This window comes from Zavarzinella formosa DSM 19928 (genome assembly GCF_000255705.1).
Lineage (GTDB): Bacteria > Planctomycetota > Planctomycetia > Gemmatales > Gemmataceae > Zavarzinella > Zavarzinella formosa.
This window is the reverse complement of the sequence record NZ_JH636461.1, coordinates 1-10,097: the sequence shown is the minus strand read 5'-3', so window position 1 is coordinate 10,097 and position 10,097 is coordinate 1. Positions and strand designations below refer to the sequence as shown.

Sequence of the window (10,097 nt, the reverse complement as noted above, 5' to 3'; positions counted from 1 at the left end):
GCGCTGCTCATCGTGGACGGGAACGCCGCCAGCCCGACGAATCGCACCGGCGCGTACCCCGGAGCCTTCATCTACGGCTGGGCGCTGGACACCTCCGGCAGCCTTGTCTCCTCGCACGGGACCACGGATGGCTATGTCTACTCCGGGCGGGCCCAGGAACTGGGTTTTCCCATCGTCGAGACGCCCACGTCCACCTGTCGCGGCGGGGCCTTTTACGTCGGCGTCACCCCGGTCGGCAAGGAGACGCCGTTTCAACGCTTCTGGATCTCCAGCACGGGCAACGCCGTCTTCGCCGGACGCTCCGTGTTTGAGGACGCCGGCATCGCCTATCCCTATGCCACCGCCACCCTGCCATTGCAAAAGAAAACCGCCCCCGGCTACGCGAACTTTCACGACACCACCGGCTGGGCCAACGTCTCCGTCCCCACCAGCGACAAATCCGCCAACGGCGCGATGGCCTTCCGCAAGGGGCCCTCCCTCGGGACCGGATTTGATTATTGCCACGACCACGCGAAGGACGAATGGAGCATCTCCTCCGTCGCGGCCAATGTCCGCACGCAGCGGGTCGCCCTGACCTCAACGGGCACATTCATCGTCGGCATCAATACCGTCGCCCCGACGGGCAAACTGCATGTCGCCGACAATGACCCGAAGATTTTTCTGGAGGACACCGGGGGCGACAAGGCCAACTGGTCGGTCCGCAACGCCGACAAGTCGTTCATCATCCGCGATGAATCAAACGGGACGGACCGGCTTCGCATCGACTCCGGGGGATCGACCATCGTCGGATCGGCGGTCGCGCTCGCAACCAATGCCACGGATGGATTTCTTTACATCCCGGCCGGGGACGGGGCGCCGACGGGAACCCCGACGGCCCAGACTGGAAAGGTGCCGCTCTATTACGACCGGACCGGGCATCGGATGTATGTCAACGACGGCGGTTGGAAGTCGGTGACGCTGGCGTAGCGGTTGATCGAAGGATGTTTGTTGTGTTAGGGTCATGAAATAAAGCGAGGGGGTTATGGAGGCAACGGAAGTGATCGTCTGGTCGGTCGGGGGAGTCGCGGCGGCGGGAGCCACCATCGCGGCCTACATCAACGGCCGCTCGTCCAAGGCCATCGACATCGGCAAGGAGAACCAGGTGGACATCGCCCGCCTGCGCGCCCATGTCTCCGAGAATTACACCACCAAAGACGACACCCGCACCCTGGAAAGCAAGATGCAGCACACCCTCGACCGCGTTCACTCCAAGATCGAGGCCGTGGACGCCAAGCTCGACCAGATGCCGCAGATGATTTTTAACATCATGAGGGGCGGCCAATGAAGTGCAACGAGGCGGGATTGCAGATTATCAGGGATGCGGAAGGGTTGAGCCTGAAGCCATACCTCGACGCGACGGGAATTCCCACGATTGGACATGGGCATACCACCGGCGTCCGCATGGACATGGGTCCGATCTCCGAGGCCACCGCCGAGATGTTCCTGGAACGTGACGTGGCCATCGCCGAGCAGGGCGTCAACCGCATTGTTCGAGTGGCGTTGAATGAAAATCAGTTCTCCGCAACGACCTCGTTTGTTTTTAATGTTGGCGCCCAAAAACTCGTTGGCACCAAGACGCTCAACTGCCTCAATCGCGGCCTGTACGCCGAGTTCGCCGACCGCCTGCTCATGTGGACCAAGGCCGGGAACGTCGAATTGCCCGGACTGGTGAAACGACGCGAGGCCGAACGCAAACTTTTTCTCACGCCAGTACCCGCATGATCGTGGCTTCCTTCATCAAAGACTGCCTAGCGGGTTATTTTAAAAAGATCATCATTCCTAAGCCCTTTTCTATATCTATACGCAAGAGTATGCTGTTTTATTCCGCACTCTCTTTCCCATTGCGCCCAAGTAAGGTTCTTTCCTTTGTATTCATAAAATACATTTGTCCGCGTGTTATTGGCCTGAACTTCCTTGGTGGCCCATCGACAATTTTCCAGGGAGTAATCTCCGTTAAAATTAATTCTATCTATGGAGTAGTTCGCCGCCGGCCTTTTTCCCATATCCTCAAGAAAGGATTCAAAGGAGTCTTTCCAGCGGTCACACATGGTAACTCCCCTTCCTCCATAGGCCGCGTAAGACATGTCGCTTCTCAGGAAGCACCTATGCTTGATGCCTTGCCATATGGAATACTCGGGTGTCTTGGTAAGGCCGTGAGTGGTTCTGCAAGAAGATATAACCTCGCTCTTTTTACACCCGCAAGATTTGAATTTGGATTTTTTATCCCGAAGGGTGTAGCCGAATTTTCCAATTTGTTTGCCGCAAACACAAAGGCAAATCCAGTACGCCCTTTTTTCAGCAGGGTCCCAATAGGTTCCACGGAGTATAACCTCAAGGAACCCAATCTTTTTGCCAATCATGCCTTTTAATTCGACCATATGCAACGTAGTACATTTAAAATTAACGGAGGTCAAATGATATTGACAAAGGTATTAAAAGACTGTGTCACAGGTATAAATGGGGATGATTATGATGTTGGCCGCGTGTTGTGGCTTGCCTTCGGCTTGGGATTCCTATTATTCACCGCTTATGGCGTATGGCATGATGTGCATTTTGACCTGTCAAGCTTTGGAATAAATGCCGGAGCAATTCTGGGTGGCGGGGGTGCGGGTATCGGCATGAAATCCAAGACGGAGCCGGACGCATGATCCCCTACCTCAAATACTGGCCGGTGGCTGCTTGCCTGGCGTGCTTTGTCGCCGGCTGGACCATTCAAGGATGGCGATGGGACGCCTCGGAGAAGAAGGCCGTCGAAGCCGCGATGGAACAACAGGCCGCCGACATCGAAAGGGCGAACGCGAAATCATCCGCATTGGAACGGGAACTGGCCAGCCAGAGCGAACTCAACCGAACACTTCAGGGAAGGATCACCCGTGAAACCCGCCAAACTTCTTATCGTTGCGTCTTGCCTGTTGCAGGCCTGTCACTCTTCAATGATGCCCGCACGGGCAAAGCCGCCGGCCAACCTGACCGCTGAATGCCCCGAGTTGACAACGGTCGCCATCGCCGACCTCGGCGAACTGCTGCAAGTGTGCGTGGATGACGCCGCGATGTACCGGGCGTGTGCGGCCAGACACAAGGCCCTGTCCGAATGGGCCACGCAATGACCATCGGACCCCGGCTGAACAACTACAACCGTCGCATGTTGCAAAGCGAGAAAATGCGGGTGCTGAAGGGATTGAATCAGTTCAACCCAAAAAGCATCCCGTCCGATGGGGGATTCGCCACCGTGCTGGCCGTGACGTTGGGATGCGTACTGTTGATGGGGGTGATGGAGTTGGGGCGGTGATGGAATTAAATATGTGTGCTCTTGCCTAAAAGCCATACTTCTTCTTTCGCAGATCGAATGCGTCTCTGCCACCCTCCATTACAACTGTAATTTCTTCATTAATCTCGTCGATGTCAATTGCCCCGCAACATTTAATTTTCCCACCCGAGTGATCTCCGGCAGTTCGATAATCGCAACAAATAACGAGGTCGGCATCGCCGTTGACAACGATATTGGCATTGTGACTGCTGAAGATGAGCTGTCTTCGGCATTTCGCCTTCCAAATTTCATGTACTATTTGCTGGATAACCTGGTTGTCGAGATCCTCTTCTGGCTGGTCAATTACCAGAGGTGGACCCTCTTGATTGAGAAGCACGCGAAGGAGTGCCGTCGCCTGCTGGCCCGCCGAAGCCTCCGTGAACTGGATATACAACCCCTCGCTTTGCCGATATTGGAACTGCGGCACGTCATCAAGGTCCGCGAGGGCAAGCTCAACCCACAACTCGGGCGATGACTTGCTCGCAATCCTGTCTAAATCCCTTGCCGCGAATCCCGCTTGGGTCAGCAGGGGCGTATGTCGCGGCTTCGGGTCTTCCATAACGCCGCCCGAGTAATCGATTAGCGACTCCAATTCATCCGCCACATCCGACCACGTTTGAAGCGGGTTGGCCGAACCGGTGACCATGCCGCAGAGTTCATCAACCTTTTTGGTCCGCATGCCTGTCCCGGAAACCAAGCCTATCAAGCGGTCATTGATCTTGTGGCTCCCCGCGCCACGCACGACTCCGGCTTTGATCCGGCCCGTTGACATCTCTGTCAGTTCGTCGCATTTGACTTGCATCATGTCCGCGACCGTCGTCTGAAGCTCGATCAGCCGCCTCCTCTCAAGCCGGAAATCCTCTTCCGACGACCCATACCGCTCCAATTCGCTTTCTTTCACGTCAATCTTCGCTCGCAGTTCCCGAATCTTCGCATCCGCTTCCGCGATCTGCTTGAGGATGTCCTTCTGGGACGAGGCGTTTAATTTCGCCCGCTCATATGCATCAAGATGCTCGGCGTATCGTTCACGCCATTGGGCACGAACGGTCTCCAACGCAACCATGCCCGGGCTAGTGTCGTCCAGCGCGGCGGCCGCCGCCTCAACATGCAGTGCCGCCGCAGCCACGCCCGCCGCCATGCCGCCGTGAAGACCGGCCAGCAGATCAGCATTCGGCAGTGGTTGCCCGGTTGGCGGTGAACTGGGGAAGCCCGCGAGTTCTTTCCTGAAGTCCGCGGCCTGCTCTTGTGCCGTCCGTAGTTCTCTGCCGATTTTTTCGACGTACTGCTCTTCCCGAAGATATAGGTCGTGCTTTTCCAGCACTTGCCGCTCTTCTTCCGTCAAACCCTTGATGCCTTTCATCAAGGCTTCCACCTGTTGTGTAAGTGACGCCAGTTCAGTCCCGTCCCGGTCGATGTCACGCCGTAGTTTTCGCATCCTGACAAGCCCGCCGAACACACCCCGCAGGCCCGTCTTGCACTCATCAATGGCATGACTCAAGTGATCCAAATCTCCCTTGATGGAAGTGCGAATAAACCTGATCAGTTCCTCGGACCGAATGCCGACGGCGCTCAACTGTTTTTGACTGTAAGCCTGGACTGGAAGCAAGTCGCGCACCTGGTTTTCATTGCACTCCCTGAACTCGTCGGTTCCGACCTTGAGCTTTAGCTCTTTCGTTTCCGATGACCGTCGCACCACATGAAGAACCGAATTCAAGAGAAATGTGACGGAAACCACGCCTTGATGTGGGGCCAAGGTTTTTTCAATCAAGGCCGCGCGTTTCTCCTGGTAGGGGACCGCATCATCCTCGTCTGAAAAGTTCGGGGGCTGGTCGCACAACGCCCACCGCATGTACTCAAGTATGGTGGATTTTCCAGTCCCCCGCCCCCCGATCAGACAACTGTACTGCGGGTTAAGGCGCACATCGATCGGCCCGAGAAATTTACAATCAGACACCTCAAGTCGGACGATGGCCATCGTAGGCGTGACCGGCACGGCATGGCTGATCCGAGTGTCGCAAGCGAGGCACGCCTGCCTCAACGCACCAGCCGTCGGCGTCGCCCATTTGACCCAAGTGGTATGCGCGCCAAGATGAGAAAAATCTGCCTGGCGATTATCAGACGTTTGGAACAATCCGAGCCGTTTGTTTCCGTACGCTTCGATCTTGCCGTCAAGCACTCGCTTGGTGCCGGGGTCAAGTTTCGACACCAACTTGTCAAGGTATCCGCCGACACACGGCATCGACTTATAAATAGAGGTGAAGCCCTCCCGCATCATGTGGCCGTGCCCCCCCACATTGGGGAGGATGATGTAACGTCCCCTGAAGCAATCATTGCAATCTAAGCGGGAGATCAATTCATCAAATGAGGTGATGGCGTCAAGTCTGCCGATTTCGGCATGCACCGGCGAGTCGTTCGGGTTCTGAGTGACGCCTAAGAGTGGGTAGAGGTTGGGCAAAACTTCGATTGGGATTTCGGCGTCGAAAATAAGCAATGCCTGACACGGCACCGCGAGTGTCAGTTCAACACCCGGAAAGACGACAATTTGGCGTGACTCCGGCACTCTTTCACCATCCAGCCATACCTCTTCCTTCGCCGCCGCCTTGATGTAGGGGAAATAGCACAGGTCATGGTGATCCGTTATTGCGACCGCATCCAACCCCTTCGCTCGGCAGGCCTTAATAAATGATTCGGCGTACTCAACTCTGGCTTCTTCGGTTTGCGGTCTTGCTCCCTTCCAGCTAGTATCTCGCGGCGTGTGGACCTGGAAGTCGCAGTGGTAATATCGGGCACCCTTGTCCATGGAAATTTTCTCAAGCGGCTTGGCGAGTTTTGATCGAAAATCGTTCGGCAGGCGTTTTGCGTCAGCGAATCTCTGCCTGCGAAATCGACGAGTGGCAATTCTATGAACGGTCTAAGTGTCTATCCGGAAAGGCCGGTTTTTGGCCATTTTACCCCCGAAAACACCGACGTTTTTGGGCTTTCCGGATAGACACTAACACCAAGCCAAATTGAACCAGCGGTCAAAAAAGACTGGCCCTGCCGATCCCCTTCCCCTCCGAATCTGGCTGCACGGTGAAGGCATGCTCGCCATCATCTCTGGGCTTTAGGGTTTGGCGGGTACCCCAGCCATGAGCCCCGCCAAACCCTAAACCCCGACGATGACGGCTGCGCAAGATAAGGCATTTTGCCTGAAGGTGATCAAGGCGTCCGATTGCGTTGGCCAAGATTGCTGACTGCCTTCGACGCAAACTCATGTCCTGGCGGTGAAAGACCGAACGCGAAGTACATGTTCATTACAAACAGGTAAGCCGCGGCGGCGATTAATCCCGAATCAATTTGGCCCTTGACCGCGTAAACCGCCGCGACGCTCAGAACGAAAATCGCGCTGACCAAGCATTGCATTGTGCGCACCCATGAAGCAACGGGTGCTGGTTTTGCAGTCTTCATTTGCCCGCCTTTCCCGGCTTCAGGATTGGCTTAAGCTCTTGCGTCAACTCAGCGGCCAATTCACGTGTTTCGGCCGTTTTGGTCTCAACACTCTTTACCAGTTCAGCGAAAAGCAGGGGCAGTTTCTTTGCCGCGAGGAGTTTTTCATCCCGAGAGCAATCACTCCATGCCGAGACATCGGAGTCCGCCCCGTTGTAATAGTGTTCGCTGACCAGAACGCGGAACCGGCCGCCGTACTTGCCGTACCCCAGCACAGTGTCACGCTTAGGTTGACCGTGTTCGTCCTCATACGACTGAACAACAACCTCGGCTGACACGCCGACACCACACGATTCGAGAAAGTTTTCCACGTCCCGCACGATTGTGGCTAGTTCGTCGCTGGCTTTGTTGAGCTGAATTGTCGAGGCGCGGAGTTTCTCCACTGCCTCCTCGATGGGAGTTGGCATTGTTTACCAATCTGGCCGATTAGGCCATGTGATTCGGATGGCCGGTTCAGCTACGAACCCGCCCGAGGGACTACCTCGCGTGTGAAGCTTAATGCGCCGCCCACTCAAACGGCAATGGCATTTCGCCGATTCGGAGAAAATATTTGATTCAATGTCGCCCCCGATACCTTTCAGACCGTCTCGAAGTAATTAAGGCGGCGATGACGCAGAGTTGTCATGCCTCCACTTCCGGCCAAAAGAAGGGCAACTCGTCACGCAGGATGATGCGATTCTCACCTGTAAAGGGCTTGCTGCTTATCGCTTCCCAAATGCCCTTTCCCGTCAAATCGACTTTTTGCCGTTGCAGTATGCGCAGACTGTCGGCATGAACGACATACCGCTGATCGTTGCGGATCGACTCCACTGGGCTGCCGACGTTTGCCTCAATCACTGACAGGTCATACTCTTTGCCCGAATGCCAGGAAACGAACTTCATGCCGTATTGCCTTGCCATCCACACGGCGGCCACCGCGTTGTCGTAAAAGTACCGCCCGCTCACCGTTTCCTCCACGCCGCCAGTTCCGCAACGGCCAGCCGCACGTCTTCCTCAGAAATCGTCCATCTGTCCTTGTCCAGCCGAGAGATGACTTTGTTCTTGAAGTCGATGTGCAATTTGTCGGCCAGTTTGTCGTCGCCAAGAGCGTCGGCCAGGATGGCGAGCGACAGTTGTGACGGGCCGGAACCGCTGTAGCCCCAACCAAACCCATCTGGCGAATGGTTGCGAAGGTCGTTGCGCGGATCAAGTTCATACCCGCCGCCCTCATGATTGAGGTCCAGCACCATCACTTCGCAGCCGTCCGGGGTCCTGTCTCCCGCATAATGCTTCATTTCACGTTTCTATCCTCCTTCGTTACCGCCCGGATCGCCAACACGTCCGAACGAGTGATTTTCACCTTTCCCGACAGCTTTCGGCGAACTGTCGAGCCATCCCATCCAAGCCGGCGAGCCAGTTCCGACTGGCCGCCGGTCCCATGGCCGTCGTTCAAGGAATCACAGACGCCGCGCAGCCAACTGCGAAGTTCGGCCGGGGTCAGCCCTTGACGCATATGACCTGCCGCAACTCATGGACGATCTCTACCAAATCCTTTTGGGCGGCCAACACCGCGTCGATTGGCTTGTAGGCCGCCGGGCTTTCATCCAGCACCCCCTCATCTTTTCGACATTCGACTCCCGCCGTGGCTTTCACGTGATCCTCCAGGCTGATCCGCTTGATCGCCTCGCCCCGGCTCATCACCCGGCCCGCGCCATGCGAGCAGCTATGGAACGATTCGTCACATCCCTTACCCCTCACGATGTAGCTTCTGGCCCCCATCGAACCGGGAATGATGCCCAGGTCGCCCTTCCGGGCGCGCACCGCCCCCTTTCGGGTCAGCCAGACGTTCTTGCCGTAGTGATTCTCTTTCGTCACATAGTTGTGGTGGCAATTCACGGCCACCTCATCGACATTGCCAAGTTTGCCGGGGAAGTGACGCTCCAGCACGCCGAGGACGCTCCGCATCATCACCTCGCGATTGGCTTGGGCGAACTCTTGCGCCCAATGCAACGCCTCCACGTAGTCGTCGAACAATTCCGACCCTTCCGGCAGATAAGCCAGGTCGGCGTCGGGAAGGTTGACGAACCACCGCCGCATCTCGGCCTTGGCGCGTTCGATGAAGTAGGTGCCGATCTTGTTGCCGATCCCCCGGCTGCCGGAGTGAAGCATGACCCACACCGCGCCATCCCCGTCCAGGCACAACTCGATGAAATGATTGCCCGTGCCAAGTGTGCCGAGGTGAAAGGGCGCTCTCTCGGCGGCCTTGGCTATGCCGGGATGTTTGGCAACGATGGCTTGCAGCCGCCCCATCAGCTTTGTCGAGAACACCCAGTCGGCATCAGGCGAGGGATCACCCCATGCCCCACGGTCATTCACGCCGCCGTTGTCCGTGCGTCCGTGAGGGATCGCCGCCTCGATGTCGGAGCGGATCGCATGCAAGTTATCAGGCAAGTCGTCGGCGTTGATTTCGGTGCGAACGGCCATCATGCCGCAACCAATGTCCACTCCCACCGCCGCCGGGATGATTGCCCCGACGGTGGGGATGACCGAGCCGACCGTGGCTCCCATGCCCCAGTGAACGTCCGGCATGACCGCGACGTGCTTGTGGATAAAGGGCAATGAAGCCACGTTGAGAAGTTGCTGGAGCGCCTTCTCCTCGACCAGGACGCCCTCGGTCCAGCCTTGAATCGGCACGGTTGCCTTGCCCAAAAATTGCATGCTCTCACTTTCATCGGTCGGGGTTTTCTTGCGGCCGACGTTAGTGCAAGTTGCACAAAGGCGCAAGCGAAAAGTGAGGAGGTAGGTGGAGAAATGAAAAAACCGGAGGGGATGTCCTGAAGTCGTCGCCCAATCGACAACAGGACTGATAACCCCGCCGGTCGATTAAACTATAACCGTCGGTCAATTGTCAGGCGAGCAAATTTCCAAATGATTTTCCTCGGGATTGACCAGCCAGCCCGCTCAAGTAAATTGCACATGCAAGCACGCGGCCCCAAATGTCGTTGCCGGTCCCAAAAACTGGTGGTGCTGCCAGGCCGGGGGAGTATGCGAGTCCTCGCCCCGGCCGCTTTTTCAGACCGCTTTGCTCAATCTGGTCCTTTTGGCGCAATCCCCCGATTACTCCAATTCACTGTCCTTCACCGACAGTGAATCTTGTGCCGGTCTTAATTACCAATTGTCGTCGGAACACTGTATCATCACCATGCCGACGTTTTCGGCTTGACTCCCCCCCCCGCACCCCGCCGACGAGCGGAACGGCCCCGCCTGCAAGGCCATGCCAAATCCG

At 56.6% G+C, this 10,097-nt stretch carries 13 protein-coding genes and 1 pseudogene; 6 read left to right on the top strand and 8 right to left on the bottom strand.

What is annotated here, in order from left to right; translation table 11 throughout:
• From BGIM_RS0147595 to BGIM_RS0147585, 3 genes and pseudogenes are all read left to right on the top strand, one after another.
• Positions 1-966, top strand: a pseudogene (locus BGIM_RS0147595) (hypothetical protein); the annotation flags it as partial.
• A 55-nt stretch (positions 967-1,021) separates the two neighbouring features.
• Positions 1,022-1,324, top strand: a complete 303-nt coding sequence (locus tag BGIM_RS0147590; RefSeq protein ID WP_020476607.1) for a hypothetical protein — start codon at positions 1,022-1,024, stop codon at positions 1,322-1,324.
• Positions 1,321-1,761: a lysozyme gene (locus BGIM_RS0147585; protein ID WP_020476606.1), complete on the top strand. Its 441-nt coding sequence runs from the start codon at positions 1,321-1,323 to the stop codon at positions 1,759-1,761. The genes BGIM_RS0147590 and BGIM_RS0147585 overlap by 4 nt, the downstream gene beginning before the upstream one ends.
• A 26-nt stretch (positions 1,762-1,787) precedes the next feature.
• On the opposite strand, the gene BGIM_RS59700 is transcribed toward BGIM_RS0147585, so the two are convergent.
• Positions 1,788-2,399 carry a hypothetical protein gene (locus BGIM_RS59700; protein ID WP_020476605.1) on the bottom strand — a complete coding sequence of 204 codons (612 nt, stop codon included), beginning with the start codon at positions 2,397-2,399 and terminating at the stop codon, positions 1,788-1,790.
• A gap of 54 nt (positions 2,400-2,453) precedes the next feature.
• On the opposite strand from BGIM_RS59700, the gene BGIM_RS0147575 reads away from it, so the two are divergent.
• From BGIM_RS0147575 to BGIM_RS0147560, 3 genes are all read left to right on the top strand, one after another.
• Positions 2,454-2,687 (top strand): hypothetical protein, encoded by a 234-nt coding sequence (locus tag BGIM_RS0147575; RefSeq protein WP_020476604.1) that lies wholly within the window; start codon positions 2,454-2,456, stop codon positions 2,685-2,687.
• Entirely contained in the window at positions 2,684-3,016 is a 333-nt protein-coding gene (locus tag BGIM_RS0147570) for a hypothetical protein (protein ID WP_020476603.1), read from the top strand. Before BGIM_RS0147575 ends, BGIM_RS0147570 begins: the two co-directional genes overlap by 4 nt.
• Before the next feature lie 126 nt (positions 3,017-3,142).
• Complete coding sequence (locus BGIM_RS0147560) at positions 3,143-3,328, top strand: hypothetical protein (RefSeq protein WP_020476602.1); 186 nt, start codon at positions 3,143-3,145, stop codon at positions 3,326-3,328.
• Positions 3,329-3,353: 25 nt separating this feature from the next.
• On the opposite strand, the gene BGIM_RS0147555 is transcribed toward BGIM_RS0147560, so the two are convergent.
• The 7 genes from BGIM_RS0147555 to BGIM_RS0147525 all read right to left on the bottom strand — a co-directional run bounded on the left by BGIM_RS0147555 (position 3,354) and on the right by BGIM_RS0147525 (position 9,529).
• A complete protein-coding gene (locus BGIM_RS0147555; protein WP_020476601.1) occupies positions 3,354-6,146 on the bottom strand; it encodes a TrlF family AAA-like ATPase in 2,793 nt (930 codons plus the stop codon).
• A gap of 398 nt (positions 6,147-6,544) precedes the next feature.
• The gene (locus BGIM_RS0147550; RefSeq protein ID WP_020476600.1) at positions 6,545-6,793 is read right to left on the bottom strand and encodes a hypothetical protein; all 249 of its coding nucleotides are present in this window, start codon (positions 6,791-6,793) and stop codon (positions 6,545-6,547) included.
• Positions 6,790-7,239, bottom strand: a complete 450-nt coding sequence (locus tag BGIM_RS0147545; protein ID WP_029632241.1) for a hypothetical protein — start codon at positions 7,237-7,239, stop codon at positions 6,790-6,792. Before BGIM_RS0147545 ends, BGIM_RS0147550 begins: the two co-directional genes overlap by 4 nt.
• Before the next feature lie 214 nt (positions 7,240-7,453).
• Positions 7,454-7,789 (bottom strand): hypothetical protein, encoded by a 336-nt coding sequence (locus BGIM_RS0147540; RefSeq protein ID WP_020476598.1) that lies wholly within the window; start codon positions 7,787-7,789, stop codon positions 7,454-7,456.
• Complete coding sequence (locus BGIM_RS59695; RefSeq protein WP_020476597.1) at positions 7,774-8,106, bottom strand: DUF6166 domain-containing protein; 333 nt, start codon at positions 8,104-8,106, stop codon at positions 7,774-7,776. Before BGIM_RS59695 ends, BGIM_RS0147540 begins: the two co-directional genes overlap by 16 nt.
• Positions 8,103-8,324, bottom strand: coding sequence for a helix-turn-helix domain-containing protein (locus BGIM_RS0147530; RefSeq protein WP_020476596.1), 222 nt, complete (start codon positions 8,322-8,324; stop codon positions 8,103-8,105). The genes BGIM_RS59695 and BGIM_RS0147530 overlap by 4 nt, the downstream gene beginning before the upstream one ends.
• A complete protein-coding gene (locus BGIM_RS0147525) occupies positions 8,309-9,529 on the bottom strand; it encodes an RtcB family protein (RefSeq protein WP_020476595.1) in 1,221 nt (406 codons plus the stop codon). The genes BGIM_RS0147530 and BGIM_RS0147525 overlap by 16 nt, the downstream gene beginning before the upstream one ends.
• Positions 9,530-10,097 lie beyond the last annotated feature (568 nt).

Excerpts from the sequence above, each read along its gene's own strand:
- BGIM_RS0147590 (WP_020476607.1), top strand. The coding sequence starts at position 1,022 with ATGGAGGCAACGGAAGTGATCGTCTGGTCGGTCGGGGGAGTCGCGGCG.
- BGIM_RS0147585 (WP_020476606.1), top strand. The coding sequence starts at position 1,321 with ATGAAGTGCAACGAGGCGGGATTGCAGATTATCAGGGATGCGGAAGGG.
- BGIM_RS59700 (WP_020476605.1), bottom strand. The coding sequence starts at position 2,399 with ATGATTGGCAAAAAGATTGGGTTCCTTGAGGTTATACTCCGTGGAACC.
- BGIM_RS0147575 (WP_020476604.1), top strand. The coding sequence starts at position 2,454 with ATGATATTGACAAAGGTATTAAAAGACTGTGTCACAGGTATAAATGGG.
- BGIM_RS0147570 (WP_020476603.1), top strand. The coding sequence starts at position 2,684 with ATGATCCCCTACCTCAAATACTGGCCGGTGGCTGCTTGCCTGGCGTGC.
- BGIM_RS0147560 (WP_020476602.1), top strand. The coding sequence starts at position 3,143 with ATGACCATCGGACCCCGGCTGAACAACTACAACCGTCGCATGTTGCAA.
- BGIM_RS0147555 (WP_020476601.1), bottom strand. The coding sequence starts at position 6,146 with ATGGACAAGGGTGCCCGATATTACCACTGCGACTTCCAGGTCCACACG.
- BGIM_RS0147550 (WP_020476600.1), bottom strand. The coding sequence starts at position 6,793 with ATGAAGACTGCAAAACCAGCACCCGTTGCTTCATGGGTGCGCACAATG.
- BGIM_RS0147545 (WP_029632241.1), bottom strand. The coding sequence starts at position 7,239 with ATGCCAACTCCCATCGAGGAGGCAGTGGAGAAACTCCGCGCCTCGACA.
- BGIM_RS59695 (WP_020476597.1), bottom strand. The coding sequence starts at position 8,106 with ATGAAGCATTATGCGGGAGACAGGACCCCGGACGGCTGCGAAGTGATG.
- BGIM_RS0147530 (WP_020476596.1), bottom strand. The coding sequence starts at position 8,324 with ATGCGTCAAGGGCTGACCCCGGCCGAACTTCGCAGTTGGCTGCGCGGC.
- BGIM_RS0147525 (WP_020476595.1), bottom strand. The coding sequence starts at position 9,529 with ATGCAATTTTTGGGCAAGGCAACCGTGCCGATTCAAGGCTGGACCGAG.